We start from the raw sequence: 14,816 nt of genomic DNA, 5'->3' as shown, positions 1-14,816 counted from the left end.
CTCAGTCACCCAGATATTGAATGGTGATGTGGTATTTGAATACGTGTTGCTCGATGCTGATCGGCTCGCGCTTGCCTTTGCGCTGCAGGTAGACAATCTCCGTCACCAGCTTGCCGCTGGCGTTGCGCAGCTCGCGTCGATCGCCATTGTCCGTTAACGTCCAGCCCTTCGGCAACTGTGGCTGCCAGGCGCTAATTGGCCAGTGGCTGAGCATCACGTCGGCCAGCACCTGGCTGGCGGGCGGCAGCTGCGGCACGACGATCGACTGTTCGGTATGAATACCGGTCTCATCGTACGTCGCGAGGAACAGACGAATGCCCACGGAAGAGAGTCCGGCCAGCGTCACTTTATGCGCATCCGCGTTGAGCATCACCAGCAGAGACTGCGATTGTCCGTTAAAGCTACCGGTCAGCAGCTGTTGGGAGCTTACTGCCGGGCTAATGCCGGGTGGCGGGAGCGTCACTTTGGTTCCCGGCTGGAGCCAGGCCTGGGGACGCGTCTCTTTGGTATCGGTCGAATGGCTGCAGCCCGCCAGCAGCAGCGCCGCGGCCAGCGCGGCGGCGCGGTAAAAAGCGTTCATTTACGTTTTCTCTCTTTCTTATCCGGCATCGCCAGCGGTGCCAGCAGGAAGGCGGTAAAAATACCGCTCACCAGTACGATACCAAAGCTGCTGATGGCCTGGGTGGCGCTGAAGACGAGCATGCCCAGCGTCAGCAGTGTGGTCATCATCGCCAGCGTAATCGCCAGCATTGAGGTCAGCGGCGTACCGTGCGGGTTGCTGAAAAACAGCGTGTAGTTAATGCCAATGCCGAGCACCAGTACCAGCGCCAGCAGTGAAAACAGATTCACCGGGTGGCCCGTTGCGGCCAGGACCGCCAGCCCGCAGCTCAGCGACAGCACGGAAGGCACCAGGCTTATCAGCCCTTTACGCCAGCCGAGGCGCAGCATTGCCCCGCAGGCAATCACTGCCAGCGCGGCAAACAGTAGCCCCGTCAGCAGCGTGCGATAGAGGGCAAACAGGCTGTCAAAGCTGGCTTTGCGATCGACCCAGACGACGCCGTCATAGCGCGCGGCCAGTTCACTGAGGTGCGCGCTGTTTTTCGCGCCGTCCACCGGCACCAGCACGCCGCTTTCTCCATCAGGCAGGGTCAGCCAGAGCAGACGCCAGCCTTCGCTGGCCGGGCTTTTAAGCCACGCGTCCACGCTGACCGGCATGGCGTCGAGATTCGGGGAGACGGCGTTGAGCCCGGCGCTTTGCAGCACGTTCGTTACCGCAGGGGCAGCGTCGCGCAGCAGCGTAAGATCGCTTTTCTGGCGGGCCAGCGAGTTCAGCGGCAGGGTACGCCAGCGGGCGATCTCTCCCGCTTTTTGCGCCTCCGCCAGCGCCGGGGTAAAGGCTTCCAGCCGCTCCAGCGTTTGCTGAGGCGAGGCGCCATGGACCACAAACCATTTCTGATCGACGCTCTGTCCGGTCAGGGCGGTAATGGCCTTCTCCTGCGCCAGAATATCTTTTGGCAGGGCCTGCAGTTGGGCGATGTCGTCGTCCACCCTCAGGGTGCTCATCCCCACGGCGGAGAGCAGCGCCAGCGCGACGGGCAAACCAACGGACAATTTTTTATTGCGTCGCCAGGCGGCCAGCCAGCGCATCATCGGGACCATCAGCGGAACCGGGCGCACCGGTAAACCCCGACACAGCCACGGATGCCAGAATATCACCGTCAGGCAGGAGGCGCTCAATCCCACGGCGGCGAACACCGCCATCTGGCGGATCCCGGGGAAGGGGGCCAGCATCATTATCAGGTAGGCGGCGACGGTCGTCAGCAGCGCCAGCAGCAGCGCATTGCGCACTTTCCCCAGGCTTTGCCAGGGGGAATGTTCCGCGCCGTGCACCATCCGTTCGGTCAGGTAGTAGAGCGTGTAGTCGGCTGAAATACCGATGATGCTCATGCTCATCACCAGCGTCATCAGGTGCAGCTCGCCAAAGAGCAGCAGCGTTACCACCGTGCCCGCCAGCGCGCCGATGGCAATCGAGAGCACGCTCAGCAGCAGCGGACACAGAGAGCGGAACACCGCCACGATGAGCAGGAACACGCCAAGCAGGGTGGCGATGCCCAGCGTTGAGACGTCGCGTTTGGCCTGCTGGCTGGCGTAATCGCTGTAAAACACGGTTCCGCGGGAAAGCAGCTGTGCCTGTGGGTAACGGGCTTTGAGCGTCTCCTGCAGCGCGTTAAGCGTCGTCACGAGCCGGTGGGTCTGCTGCATATCAAATGACGAGCCCGCCAGTTCACCGTGAAGCAGATACCAGTAGTTTCCCGCCTCATCTTTTGTGACCAGCCAGCCGTCCATCAGCCGCAGCTTCTGGCCGTTTTGCGCCAGAGCGAGCTGCGAGCCGCGCATCAGCATCAGGGGATCGTTTTGCAGCTCTTTGCCGCTGACGCCGGAAAAGGCTGAATAGAGCTGAGATAAAATCCACTGCGCCTGCGCGTTTCCGCCGTTTTGCAGGCGGGCGCGGGTGGCGGGATCGATCAGGCCATTTCGGTGCTGCCAGAAGAACTCTCCCCAGGCTTTTTGCCCGGCGGCGTCCATCGGGCCTTTGACCTCGCTGAGCGCGTCGCTGCTTTGCAGCATCGCCAGCCACTGCTGCGCCACGCGCGAATCCGGTTCTTTGCCGGGGCTGACCAGCCAGACCAGCTGGCGGTCGAGACGCTGCATAAACCCGTCGTTAAGCGCTGGCGGGATCGCCCCCAGCGTCTGTTTCGGCAGCATGGCCAGCACGCTGCTGTTCAGACGCGCGCCGGGCAGCCGCGACAGCAGCACGCCCAACAGGATCAGGCATAGCGTGGCCCACAGCAGCGCCGGGCGCAGGGATTTACGGTGCGGCAAAGCGTTGGCGTTCGTCATCGGTCAGGCTGGCGGGCGTCAGTTGGTGGCGTGAAAGGGCGATATCGGTACGGTCACCCTGTTTGTCGTTGAGGCGAATCGTCTCCAGATAGGTCGCGCCGCCCAGATCGAGGGTGGCGAAAATCTTGTCCAGCGGCGTCGTTTTTGGCGTGAGCACCAGCGACCAGCGGCCTGCTCCCTGGTCTTTAAAATCGATGCGGAAGTTCTCTTCAAGCACCTTGCGGTCGGCCTGGAACAGAGCCCGCAGAAGGTGGTTGAACTGGAACATCTGCGGATTATTGTCGGCAGTGATGGTCTGCGGCGGCTGGCCGTTGATCGCCTGAACCATCCGCTTGTCGTCCAGCAGGAGCGTCATCGGAAACGGCGCTTTTTGATCCCACAGCAGGCCGCTGTCGCGGGCGATCAGCATCTCGCCCTGCGAGCGCAGCGGCTGCGGCATATCTTTTATCGTGCGAACCTGTTCGAAGTGCGCGCGCACGACAGGCTGCTCGGTGAAGCGCTGCTGCAGTTCATCCAGCGTCACGGCGCTGACCAGCGGGCTGACGATCAGCGCCAGCAAAGGCAACCATTTCATGGCGTCACTCCCATTCGTTCAAACAGTATTGCCGGGCTCACAAAGCACATTTCGCGGGTGGCTTCTTCTACTGCCACCTGGATGGTGTAACCGGTGGTGGTGCGTTTGCCGGTCTGCGCATCGAAAATTTGATAGGCAATGCGCAGGCGGTTTTCATACTCTTCAATGTGCGCGCGGACGCGAATACGCTGCTCAAAGGTCACCGCATCGCGGTATTTCACCCGGGTATCGACGACGGGCCAGACGTAGCCGGAGGCCTTCATCTGGCGATAGCCATAGTTAAACTGATTGAGCAGCGCCTCGCGGGCGATCTCAAAGTAGCGGAAATAGTTACCGTGCCAGACCACGCCCATCATATCGACGTCGTGGAACGGAACGGTGATCTCGACTTCAGTCGTAAAGCGGGGATCGGTCAGCACCCTTTACTCCTTCTCTCTGGACTCTGGCAGATGCCAGAAATCGAAAAAATTAAACCAGTCGAGCGGCGACATGAGGGCGTAATGCTCCAGCCGCTGCGCGTAGCGATCGACGATATCCTGCAGCGCCTGCTGGCGTTCACCGCGCGGCAGGTGCAGCGGGTTGGCAAACGGTTCGCAGTGCAGGGTGAGCTTCCCCTGCTGGCGCAGGGCAAAAATCAGCACCACCGGGCAGCGCAGGATGGAGGCCAGAATAAACGGCCCCTGTGGGAACGGCGCAGGCTGGCCCATGAACGGACTCCAGATCACGCGCCAGTCGCCGCCACGCTGTGGATTCACCGCGATGCGATCGCCCACAATCGCGACCCACTCTCCGCGCTCAAGCTTCTCTTTGATGGCAATCGCGGTGTCCGGGCCGATGTCGGTAACCGACATCAAATTTACGCTGGCCTGGGGCGCCATTTCGCTCATGATTTGCTTAAAGCGCTGGGCGTTCTCGCTGAAAACCAGGGCGTTGATGATTTTGCTCTCTTCCAGCTGAGCCAGCGCCCGGCAGGCTTCTACGTCGCCAAGGTGCGAGGCGAGCAGGAGCTTGCCCTGCGGTGCCGCGATATCTAGCGCTTCGCTCGCGCCAGGAGCAAAGACCACGTCGCGATCAAACTTCAGCTCACCGCGCCAGCTGGCGACTTTATCCAGCATCGCGTTGCCGAAGCGCATAAAATGGAAAAAGCTGTTGAGCCGTGAGGGAACAGGCATGCTCCGCTGACGCTGTTCTTGCTTCACTCTCGCAATCCACTGCCGCGAGGCCTGCCGCGCCGGACGCGCGATAAGCCAGTACACGCCGATCACCGGCCACAGCAGCACGGCAAAGGCCCGCCGCCCCAGCAGTTGCCAGACGCGCAGCATCAGGCGCATCCCCCACAGACCCTTGACTTCGTCCTGCTGCGCCCAGTGCTGGCCGCGTCGACGGAAAAGCAGGCCGGGCATGCGGGGCAGCATGCCGAAGAAGAGTCGGGTATGCATCAGGGAGATCCGCACGTTATCTTTTAACGCATCGAAGTGGGACAACCCGTCCTTCGGATAGGTGACGCGGGTGGGCAGAAAGACGCTGGTGTTGCCCTGCCAGTAGAGACGGACCATCACTTCGGTGTCAAAGTCCATCCGTTTACCGAGTGGCTCACGCGCTGCCAGCCGCAGCGTGGGCGAGACCGGGTAGACCCGAAAGCCGCACATGCTGTCTTTAAGCTGCAGGGATAAGGTCTCAATCCACACCCAGACGTGGGTTACCCAGCGACCGTAGAGTCGCGAGCGTGGAATGGAATCATCGTAAATGGGCTGGCCGGAAACCAGCGCGTCCGGGTGGCGCTCTGCCAGCGCCAGCAGTTTGGGGATATCTTCGATGGCGTGCTGGCCGTCCGCGTCCACCTGTACGGCGTGGGTATAACCCGCGCGCGCGCACTCCTCCAGCCCCCTGATGACCGCGGCACCTTTCCCGGCATTTTGCGCCAGACGGACCAGCGTCATCTGTGGCTCCGCCGCCGCCAGGCGTTCGAGCTCCTGACGGGTGACAGCTTCGCTGCCGTCATCCACCACCAGGCACGGCAGGCCGAACGGTGCGAGACGCGACAGCACGCTGGCGATCATGGCGCCGTGGTTGTAGCACGGGATCAGCACGCAGGGGCGAAAGATTACTGACATAGACGAATCTTTCCGCTGCTGGCGGTATGGCGCTCATCCCCGGCGTGACGCTGGTAGCTGAAGGTCAGCATCTGACGTTCGGCATGCCACTCAAGCACCAGCGTGACCGTGGTTTCCGGCAGCAGAGGCGCCTGGAACTTCACGTTTTGAATGCTGTGAAAGCGGTAGCCCGGTGCCAGTAATGTCGTAGCGTAGTGCATCACCCAGTCAAGCTGTGCAACGCCGGGCAGTAGCGGTTGTACGGCAAAATGGCCCTGAAACCAGAACAGCGCCGCGTCGAGATGCAAAGTGATTTCCAGCTTCTCCGGCTGTGTCTGGTGGCGCTCAATTTCATGAATTTTCATGAAACAACTCCTCTAACTGCGCATAGACACGCTTGTTCATACTGTTTACCGGCATTTCATCGACAATGCGCCAGTAGCGTGGAACGGCGACCGGCTCAAGCCAGGGCAGCAGGGCGCGACGCCAGGCGAACTCCTGCGCTTTTTTATCCTGCATATACCCGCGCTGACGAACCGCTTCGTCCAGGACCAGCAGTGCACCAATCCCCTGACGGCCTCCGCGCGTGACCGGCAGTGCAGCCGCTTCGCAAATGCCGTCGAGCTCCAGCAGGCGACGTTCGATCTCGTTAAGCGAGATGCGCTTTTCTTCAATTTTGACCACCCGCCCGCGACGACCGGCGATGCTGAACAGCCCCTCGCTGTCGAAGTGGAGGATATCGTCCAGCTGGAGTCCTTCAGCCTCATGGATCAGTGGCGACGTGACGCGACAGGCTTCATCTTCCTGATGGAAGATCACGCCGGGGAACGCCAGCCACGGGACGTTATCCTGCTGGCGATGGCGCCAGGCAAGGATCCCGGTTTCGGTACTGCCATAAATTTCATCCGGGCAGATGTTAAGCCAGCCCGCGGTGGTGGAGACGTCACACCAGGGCAGCATTCCGCCTGCTGAAATCAGCATCCTGACGGGCGGCGCGGTCAGCTCGGTATCCAGGCGCTTCAGGAACGCCGGGCTGCTGATGAACAGGTAATGCCTGTCATGAGAAAGGGCGGCCAGCTGCTCTGCGTAGTAGAGCATCGCGGCATGCAGCGGCAGGCCCAGCGCCATCGGCAATACGATGCGGAATGTCAGGCCATACAGGTGTTGCGGTACGACCGAGGCGACAACGCTGCATCCGGCCAGACGCTCGCCGAAGCGGTCAGCCAGCAGACGGGCCTCGCGATCCAGACTGACGATGTGCTTAATCACCCGGCGCGGAGTACCCGTGGAGCCCGAGGTGAACAGTTCCACGAAGCGGCTTTCGTCAATCTCCGGCAGGGGTGCCCAGTGGCTAACTGTCTGATGGTGGGAGGCCACCACAATCAGCTTCCCATGGAAAGCGAGAGTCCGATCGCTCAGAACGCCGCTAAACAACGCCTGCTGTTCTTCAAGCTGCGAGACGCGGCTATGGCCGGGAATGACCGGTGTTTTACCGGCATGCAGCGAGGCCAGCAGCGCAACAATAAACAGGTAGCTATTTTCAAAGCACAGCGCCCAGCGCTCGCCTTCCTGCTGACGCAGGGTGTCGACCAGTAAGGTCACGTCGTGGCGCAGCTGGCCCAGCGTCCAGGTACGATCGTCAAGCCAGGCAACGGGCGTATCGTCAGGGCGCGGCGCGTTTAACCACTGGCCCAGTGGAAGGGGGTTAGTCATTGTGCATCTCTTTTTTTATCACCCGCTGGCGCACCAGCCACTCTGTCGCCATCAGCGTCCCCATCAGGATGTAAGCCACCATACCGTTCCACAGCGTCCACAGATGCATGTCGCCGTGGAGGACGGTGAACAGCGCCATCGCGCCGTTACCGATGAAAAAGCCGCACCAGACGAGAGTCACCCTGCGGGTATAGCGCACGCCCTCCGGGGGCAAATCTGGCTCGCGCAAGCGCGCCAGTCGCTCGACAAGCGGCATCGCGGTCCACAGCGAACCCCCGAACACGGCCAGCATCACCAGGTTGACGACCACCGGGTAGAGCAGCAGCCACTGATGGGTTTTCAGCAGATAGCTGGCCGCGCAGAGCACGATGCCCGCCAGCGCAACACACTGCACCACGTACCGCATCGGGCCGGTGTTTCGCTGCGCCTGACGCAGCCGCAGCAGCAATACCAGTGCCATCACCGGTAACAGCCATTGCAGGCTGTTGTGCGTCAGCCCAAATCCAATCAGGAAGGGCCACGCCAGCAGCATCAGCCCCGTCAGCAGTGGGATGACCGGGAACGTCCGTCCACCACGCACAATGTCTTACTCTTCGCGCAGAAGCTGTTCGACGGCGTCAACCACATCCTGAACGGTACGAACCGATTTGAAGGTTTCCGGCTTGATTTTCTTGCCCGTTTTTTTCTGCAGATGAACAATCATGTCCACCGCATCAATGCTGTCCAGCTCCAGGTCTTCGTAAAGACGGGCTTCGGGCGTAATATCCTGCGGGTCGATTTCAAAGAGCTTGGTCAAAAGGCCACAGACTTCCTGATAAATGGTTTCTTGTTCGGTCATCGTGATCACTTCTCAGGCGCGTTGAGCGTTGATAAAGGACGCCAGCGTGGCGACGGAAAAGAAGTGCTGGCGCATCTCTTCGCTTTCGGCGGAAAGCACCACGCCATACTGGTTTTTCACGGCCAGCCCCAGTTCCAGCGCGTCGATAGAGTCGAGACCCAGCCCATCGCCAAACAGCGCGGCATCGGTATCAATATCCTCTGCGGTAAGCTCGTCCAGATTCAGCGTGGTGATAATGAGATTCTTAATTTCAAGATAAAGCGCTTGCATCATTAATTCCTGACAAAGATTGAAGGCCTGATGTTAATCGATGCTGTAGATGCCGGTTTAACTGCCTTGCCGCCAGCGCCGGTTCTTGTTCAGTTGCATCGTAAAATTCGTCGATGTTCACGCGGTCGCGGACATCCACGGTGAAAACAGGTTTTTCTGGCGGTACATCATACCAGTGACTTTTTTTATCCAGCAGATGTTCGCTACAGTGGATCAGCACCACCCGCAGATCGCTGTTACAGCGCACGGCGATATTTGCCGCGCCGCGCTGGAGGGAGATAGCCTCGCCAAACCGGGTACGCGTGCCTTCCGGGAAGATTAAAAGCGTGTGGCCCTGAGCCAGACGCTGCTGGCTGGCCGCGAGCAGGGGCTCGGCTTCGCTGTTAATCAGGTAATCCGCCGCACGGATAACACCGCTGACAAACGGGTTGCGCAGCAGCGCGCTCTTCACCAGACAGTCGGTTTCCGGCATCACCGACGCCAGAATCACGTAGTCAATTAACGTGGGGTGGTTAGCTACCACCAGACAACCCCGATCGCTGCGCAGCGCGTCAAGATTGTGAATGCGATAGTCAAGTACTCCGAGGCTGCGAGCAACGGTCAGGAAGAAGCGGAAGCTGGCCGCAATGCTGCGACGCGCCAGGCGACGACGGCTGGCGCGGTCGCGCTGGACGATCAGCAGCAGGTTGAACCAGACCAGCGACAGCAGCAGCCCGCCCACGCCAAACAGCGCGAAGCAGAAGCCGGTCATCACCAGACGCCATAACCAGTTGAGACGGGCAGCCAGGCGGTTCATGTGCGCGTCCATTGCCACAGCAAACGTTCCCCGGGCACTACAAACTGCCGTGCCTCGCTGAGATAGCGTTGCAGGAACAACAGGCTTTGCGGCAGGGTGGGTTCTTCACCCGTGCTGCCGCTGCGGGTTTCACACTGCAATCCGTTGCCGGATTCAATCACCAGCGCCAGCGCGTACGGCCAGGTGGGCATCTGCGGCGGTAACGCCGGATGGTAGAATTCCGGCAGCGCGCCGTCAAAATCGACCAGCAGGACGCGGGAATAGCCCGCATGCAGCAGGCTCAGCACTTCACATAAGGCCTGCTGGAAGGTGTCCAGTCCGGCTGAGATGGATGACGAGACGATGGCCTGGCGTGCGGTAATCGTGAGATTGCCCACCGCGGAATTGTGCACGGACATGGCGAAATCGGTGGGGGAAACGGACTGCCCGGTCGCCAGAGCATGCAGAATACGGTAGTTGCGCTCCAGCTCGCCGTGACGGCTGGAATAGACGACGGCATCAATGGCGTGCTTTTGCAGCATGGCAAGACCAATGTCCACCGCCAGCTTACTGCCTGAATTGAGGCGGCGCGCGGTCATCATGGGTAAAGCGGTCAGCCGGGGAAGCGGGGCCGCTGGGTCAACGGCCAGCTGCAGGCGAGACCACGCCTGCCACTCTGTGGCATCGCTGAGTCCTGGCGCTCTCGCCTGCCAGTCGATAATGTTCAGTGAAAATTTCATCTACGCGCGTCCGCGAAAAAAACCGTATTCAAAGGGCAGGCTGGGCCACCCGGGCAGCTACGCTGCTCTGTTGTTCACGTTTGGTGCATATCAGCAGGGTATGACCGACCCCAAGGTTGTCCAGCCGCTGTTCAACGCTGAAACCTGCGCTCTCCAGGTAGCGATAAAACGTCTCTACGCTGTAAAACCGGCTATTACCATTCGCCATACAGGTGAAATAGAGCGAGGTGGCATTCAGGCTGAAAGAGGCCGCTTCAAACTTCTGGGCATCCCAGAAAAGCTCCATGATGCACAAACGTGCGCCTGGCTTCATGACCTGTGCGACGCGCGTCAGCATGGCGACAATCTGATCCGGAGAGAAACAATCCAGGAACTGGCTCATCCACCAGACGTCGGCGTCACCCGGCAATGCTGCTGGGCTAAGCATATCGACAGCATGGAATCCAATACGATGAGAAAAACCTGCTTTTGCGATGTTTTCCTGCGCCAGCGCTATCTGCTGCGGCAGATCGAGGATCGTCACGGCAACATTTTCGTCATAGCGGCAGCAGCGTAACGACCATTTACCCGTATTTCCGCCCACATCGTACAATTTTGTCGGCGAGCTTGCGAATATATATGGTAACGCAGCGTCAAAAGCGGCGTCAGAATAGTAATGATCAAAGGCGAACCAGCTCTCTTTCGCCGGAGCCGGTAATTGGGATAATGCCGGGTAGATGGTTGGCCAGTCGCCAAACACGGCTAATCCGGCCGGCTTTTCTTCCTGCAGGGCGTCCGCCAGGTGAAATAGCCCCTGATAACAAACGTCCTGAGTGAAATCCATATTTACGCGGGTCATTGCGTCGTGCAGTAAAAAATGTCCCACTTTCGCCAGAAAATAACGTCCATCCTGTTGGGTAACGATGCGTCCGCTTAATCCCATATCCAGCAGGACGCTAACACCATAGCTACTCAGGGTGCTGTTTTCGGTTATTTCCTCGAGGGTAGCTCCCTCTTTGCCTTGTTTATCGAGCCAGGCGAGAACGCCAGAGTTACGCAGACAAAGCGCAGTCTGGAATAACATCGGGGCAAAGGCGATGCGTTGCGCTTCGGTAATGGCATCCAGTGCGCTGAGTGTGTCCTTTTCGTACATTACTGCGTAACCTTTTAGGGCAATAAAGAGAGGTTATCGGGCCATACGCGGCCCGACTTTAGAAAAATATTACAGCGCGGCGCCAGCGGAGAGGTTCAGCTGAATATCGTGGTCGAGGTTATTCACCCAGCGGTTATAATTCTTGTGAATTTTACCGTCTGCCGCTTTCAGGTTAAGGCTGTTTTCATAGTTGATTGAATAGCTTGTTGCCGTGTACGGAATACTCACCTGGACCGAGTGATCGCGTGACTGCAGACGTCCCTTAATCACCCCAGGACCCGCTTCCGTCATGATCCAGTCACGCTTTTGGCCTGCTTTCAAAATTGCCGTTTTTACCTGATCGGCAGTATGACCCGCGCTGACAATAGAGTGAACCTGAGCGATTGGGGCGGTACGCGCACAGCCTGCCAGTGCGCCCACGAATACGGCAGCAGTACACCATTTAACGATCTTTTTCATCAACAACTCCATATCAATAATAACAATTAAAGGTAGTGGTTTTTACAAATAATACGCATCCGGCTTTTTTTAGCCGCCAGATGTATTTTTAATCAATATTAATGTTTGCATTGCGTTGACGCGAAGGCGGGCATAATAACATGGAAAATAAATAAGATTTTCATTTTTTATAATTTGCGTTAAATCATGAATTGCGTTTCAACATAATGCGCGTGGCGTAAATAAAGACAGAGTGAATATCGACTTAACGCAAATAAAAATACCGCGACGGATTAGGGACGCGGTAATTTACGGTGTATTACTGACGCTTTAAACCTACCTGTACAGGTAGGCCGGTTACCCGGGTAGCCGGCTTTTCGGCCTCCCCGGCCCGAGCAGGATCGCCAGCTTGCTTCCGCCTTTGGTGGTTTCCATCCAGATTTTACACACGCTGGTCAGGGGGACCGACAGCAGCATCCCGACCGGGCCCAGCAGCCATCCCCAAATCAGTAAGGATAAAAACACCACCAGCGTCGACATGCCCAGCCGGTGTCCCATCATGCGCGGCTCAAGAATATTGCCCAGCACCATATGCACGACAAGGAACAGCGCGCCGACCAGCATGCATTCGTAGAAGCCGTTAAACAGAAACGCCTGAATCATCGGCGGCACGGCGGAAAGCACCGCGCCAATATTGGGCACGTAGTTGAGCAGAAACGCCAGCACGCCCCACATCAGCGCGAACTGCACGTCCATCAGCATCAGCCCCAGCCAGACAATGATCCCCGTCCAGACGCTCAGCAGCGTTTTCAGCGCCAGATATTTGGAAACGCCCTTCAGTGCCCGGTGTAATCCAGCAATATGAATTTGTGGATTATTTAATGCAAAGCGCAGCTTATAGGGGACGTGGCGGACTTCGAACAGCATAAACACCACCGTCATGACCAGCAGCAGAATGCTGGCCATCGCGCCGGAAAGCCCCGTCATCAAGGTGGTGGCGTAGGTCATAACTTTCTCTGAATCCATCCGGCGCAGCATCCGTTCGGGTGAGATATGCAGATTAAGAAAGGGTACCATCTCCTGCAGCGCGACAATCTTACGGGTCAGCTCTTTGTTGTACTGCGGCAGCATGGTGGAGAATTCGCTCAGCGAGGCCGCCAGCACGCCAAAGAGCGCCGTCAGGGCAATCAGCATCACGATGACGACGATGGTGATGGCTACCGGACGGCTGACGCCCCGGCGTAAAAACCAGGTGACCAGCGGATTAAGCACAATGGCAAAAAAGAGCGCCAGCAGGAGCTGGACAATAATGTCAGCAGCAGCATGGATACCCGCAAGGATAACCACCAGACAGGCGAGTTTTAATAAGATGTGGAGCCCTGCTTTGTCGGACGGGTTAGCGATCATGCGTGTTCCTTAATATGATGACCCGGTAAGTGTAGTGCCCGGGCTTCGCTTCGTCTGGCACCGTTAATCTGAAAGTCGGTGCTGATTTTCTTATTGGGGCGTGGTAATAGTGAAACACTGTTGTAAAAAATCCAGGTAGAACCCCATGCCCGAACCTGCCGCTGAACCGGCACTGAGCGGACTGCGCCTCAATCTGCGCATCGTTTCCGTCGTGATTTTCAACTTTGCCAGCTATCTGACCATTGGCCTGCCGCTGGCGGTCCTGCCGGGCTACGTCCATGACGTGATGGGTTTCAGCGCCTTCTGGGCGGGGCTGGTGATTAGCCTGCAGTATTTCGCGACACTCCTGAGCCGCCCGCATGCCGGGCGCTACGCGGACACGTTCGGTCCAAAAAGCATCGTGGTGGTGGGATTGTGCGGCTGTTTCCTCAGTGGCCTGAGCTATCTGCTGGCTGCCGCAACCAGCCACTGGCCGCTGGTCAGCCTGGCGCTGCTCTGCCTGGGTCGCGTCATTCTGGGCATTGGGCAAAGCCTGGCGGGAACCGGCTCGACGCTGTGGGGCGTGGGGGTTGTCGGCGCGCCGCACATTGGCCGGGTGATCTCCTGGAACGGGATTGTCACCTACGGTGCGATGGCGCTCGGTGCGCCGCTCGGCGTGGCCTGCTATGCGCTGGGCGGGCTGCATGGGCTGGCCATCACCATCATGGCGGTCGCGCTGCTGGCGATCCTCTTTGCGCTGCCGCGCCCGAAGGTGAAGGCCAGCAAAGGCAAGCCGCTGCCGTTTCGGGCGGTGCTGGGGCGCGTCTGGCCGTACGGCATGGCCCTGGCGCTGGCGACAACCGGCTTCGGCGTGATAGCCACCTTCATTACTCTGTTCTATGACGCCAAAGGCTGGGACGGCGCGGCCTTTGCGCTAACCCTGTTCAGCTGTGCGTTTGTTGGCGCGCGCCTGCTTTTCCCTAACGGCATCAACCGTCTGGGCGGGCTGAACGTGGCGATGATCTGCTTTGCGATAGAGATTGTCGGGCTGCTGCTGACCGGAATAGCAATGGTGCCCTGGGTCGCGAAAGTGGGCGTCTTCCTCGCGGGGGCAGGCTTTTCTCTGGTCTTCCCGGCGCTGGGTGTGGTGGCGGTAAAAGCCGTGCCGCAGCAGAATCAGGGGGCGGCGCTGGCGACCTATACGGTGTTTATGGATATGTCTTTAGGCATTACCGGCCCGCTGGCGGGGCTGGTGATGGCCTGGGCAGGCGTGCCGGTGATCTATCTTGCCGCAGCGGGTCTGGTTGTGATTGCGCTGCTGCTGACGTGGCGGCTAAAAAAATGGCCCCCGGTGCAGGCACCGGAGGCCACGTCATCGCCGTGAAACGTTACTGGATCACGATGGTGTTAATGATGTTCTCAGCAGCCGTCTGCGCTTTCTGCTGATCTTCCGCTGGCAGGGTGATCTGCAGGGTCAGCAGTTTGTTATCGACCTTGCCCAGCACGACAGAGGAGTACGCGGTCTGGCCTTTCGCAGAGATGATGCTGTCCAGCTGCTGCAGCTTATGGCCTTTCAGCTCGATGGATTTATTGGTCACGACCTGCAGCTGAGGGTCGCGGCCGCGCTGCTGATCTTCCAGACGTTTGGACAGAACGGCCAGATCTTCGCTGGTGTCGTCGCCCACAATCACAATGACCGCTTTCTGCCCGGTTGCGTCGGAGTAAACGTGCATGTTGTTCGCCTGGGTGCCCAGCTTGCCGCTCTGGTCAGTCATATCGGCTGGCAGAGAGAAACTGAGTTTGCCATCCATCAGATTAACCGGCTGGCCGGTCGCGTTGCTCTCTGCGGATGCGCCCTGAGCAGGCGTTTTCGTGTCGCTGTTATCACAGGCTGCAAGACCCACAACCAGCAGGCCAATCCCGACATATTTAACCAGATTGCGCATTGACTTCTTC

At 58.9% G+C, this 14,816-nt stretch carries 17 protein-coding genes; 1 reads left to right on the top strand and 16 read right to left on the bottom strand.

Annotated features, from left to right (window positions below; translation table 11 throughout):
* Nucleotide 1: 1 nt before the first annotated feature.
* The 15 genes from AC4IC4_RS21510 to AC4IC4_RS21440 all read right to left on the bottom strand — a co-directional run bounded on the left by AC4IC4_RS21510 (nt 2) and on the right by AC4IC4_RS21440 (nt 12,881).
* Nucleotides 2-580, bottom strand: a complete 579-nt coding sequence (locus AC4IC4_RS21510) for a DUF3261 domain-containing protein (RefSeq protein ID WP_024908867.1) — start codon at nt 578-580, stop codon at nt 2-4.
* Nucleotides 577-2,901, bottom strand: a complete 2,325-nt coding sequence (locus tag AC4IC4_RS21505) for an MMPL family transporter (RefSeq protein WP_491471852.1) — start codon at nt 2,899-2,901, stop codon at nt 577-579. The genes AC4IC4_RS21510 and AC4IC4_RS21505 overlap by 4 nt, the downstream gene beginning before the upstream one ends.
* Nucleotides 2,870-3,475 carry an outer membrane lipoprotein carrier protein LolA gene (locus tag AC4IC4_RS21500; protein WP_024908869.1) on the bottom strand — a complete coding sequence of 202 codons (606 nt, stop codon included), beginning with the start codon at nt 3,473-3,475 and terminating at the stop codon, nt 2,870-2,872. Before AC4IC4_RS21500 ends, AC4IC4_RS21505 begins: the two co-directional genes overlap by 32 nt.
* Nucleotides 3,472-3,894 (bottom strand): acyl-CoA thioesterase, encoded by a 423-nt coding sequence (locus AC4IC4_RS21495; RefSeq protein WP_061716356.1) that lies wholly within the window; start codon nt 3,892-3,894, stop codon nt 3,472-3,474. Before AC4IC4_RS21495 ends, AC4IC4_RS21500 begins: the two co-directional genes overlap by 4 nt.
* A gap of 3 nt (nt 3,895-3,897) precedes the next feature.
* Nucleotides 3,898-5,589, bottom strand: a complete 1,692-nt coding sequence (locus AC4IC4_RS21490) for a glycosyltransferase family 2 protein (RefSeq protein ID WP_491471851.1) — start codon at nt 5,587-5,589, stop codon at nt 3,898-3,900.
* Nucleotides 5,580-5,933, bottom strand: a complete 354-nt coding sequence (locus AC4IC4_RS21485) for an ApeI family dehydratase (RefSeq protein ID WP_024908872.1) — start codon at nt 5,931-5,933, stop codon at nt 5,580-5,582. Before AC4IC4_RS21485 ends, AC4IC4_RS21490 begins: the two co-directional genes overlap by 10 nt.
* Complete coding sequence (locus AC4IC4_RS21480; RefSeq protein ID WP_491471850.1) at nt 5,920-7,281, bottom strand: AMP-binding protein; 1,362 nt, start codon at nt 7,279-7,281, stop codon at nt 5,920-5,922. Before AC4IC4_RS21480 ends, AC4IC4_RS21485 begins: the two co-directional genes overlap by 14 nt.
* Complete coding sequence (locus AC4IC4_RS21475; protein ID WP_032648291.1) at nt 7,274-7,861, bottom strand: COG4648 family protein; 588 nt, start codon at nt 7,859-7,861, stop codon at nt 7,274-7,276. The genes AC4IC4_RS21480 and AC4IC4_RS21475 overlap by 8 nt, the downstream gene beginning before the upstream one ends.
* 6 nt (nt 7,862-7,867) lie before the next feature.
* Nucleotides 7,868-8,119, bottom strand: coding sequence for an acyl carrier protein (locus AC4IC4_RS21470; RefSeq protein WP_024908875.1), 252 nt, complete (start codon nt 8,117-8,119; stop codon nt 7,868-7,870).
* 12 nt (nt 8,120-8,131) lie between these two features.
* A complete protein-coding gene (locus AC4IC4_RS21465) occupies nt 8,132-8,389 on the bottom strand; it encodes a phosphopantetheine-binding protein (RefSeq protein ID WP_008503081.1) in 258 nt (85 codons plus the stop codon).
* A complete protein-coding gene (locus AC4IC4_RS21460) occupies nt 8,370-9,185 on the bottom strand; it encodes a lysophospholipid acyltransferase family protein (RefSeq protein ID WP_491471849.1) in 816 nt (271 codons plus the stop codon). Before AC4IC4_RS21460 ends, AC4IC4_RS21465 begins: the two co-directional genes overlap by 20 nt.
* Nucleotides 9,182-9,904, bottom strand: coding sequence for a beta-ketoacyl synthase chain length factor (locus AC4IC4_RS21455; RefSeq protein ID WP_491471848.1), 723 nt, complete (start codon nt 9,902-9,904; stop codon nt 9,182-9,184). Before AC4IC4_RS21455 ends, AC4IC4_RS21460 begins: the two co-directional genes overlap by 4 nt.
* A gap of 28 nt (nt 9,905-9,932) precedes the next feature.
* Complete coding sequence (locus AC4IC4_RS21450) at nt 9,933-11,036, bottom strand: class I SAM-dependent methyltransferase (protein WP_491471847.1); 1,104 nt, start codon at nt 11,034-11,036, stop codon at nt 9,933-9,935.
* Nucleotides 11,037-11,105: 69 nt separating this feature from the next.
* On the bottom strand, nt 11,106-11,495 hold the full coding sequence (locus tag AC4IC4_RS21445; RefSeq protein WP_024908880.1) for a lipoprotein: 390 nt from the start codon (nt 11,493-11,495) through the stop codon (nt 11,106-11,108).
* Nucleotides 11,496-11,831: 336 nt separating this feature from the next.
* On the bottom strand, nt 11,832-12,881 hold the full coding sequence (locus tag AC4IC4_RS21440) for an AI-2E family transporter (protein WP_024908881.1): 1,050 nt from the start codon (nt 12,879-12,881) through the stop codon (nt 11,832-11,834).
* Between the two features lie 145 nt (nt 12,882-13,026).
* On the opposite strand from AC4IC4_RS21440, the gene AC4IC4_RS21435 reads away from it, so the two are divergent.
* On the top strand, nt 13,027-14,244 hold the full coding sequence (locus AC4IC4_RS21435; RefSeq protein WP_090420582.1) for an MFS transporter: 1,218 nt from the start codon (nt 13,027-13,029) through the stop codon (nt 14,242-14,244).
* 4 nt (nt 14,245-14,248) lie between these two features.
* Here the strand turns inward: AC4IC4_RS21435 and AC4IC4_RS21430 are convergent, their stop codons facing one another.
* Complete coding sequence (locus AC4IC4_RS21430) at nt 14,249-14,806, bottom strand: DcrB family lipoprotein (RefSeq protein ID WP_008503073.1); 558 nt, start codon at nt 14,804-14,806, stop codon at nt 14,249-14,251.
* Nucleotides 14,807-14,816: the final 10 nt, after the last annotated feature.

Source organism: Enterobacter sp. Taxon_2, from assembly GCF_058355295.1.
The sequence above is the reverse complement of the archived record's forward strand: the minus strand, read 5'-3'. Positions and strand labels throughout refer to the sequence as shown.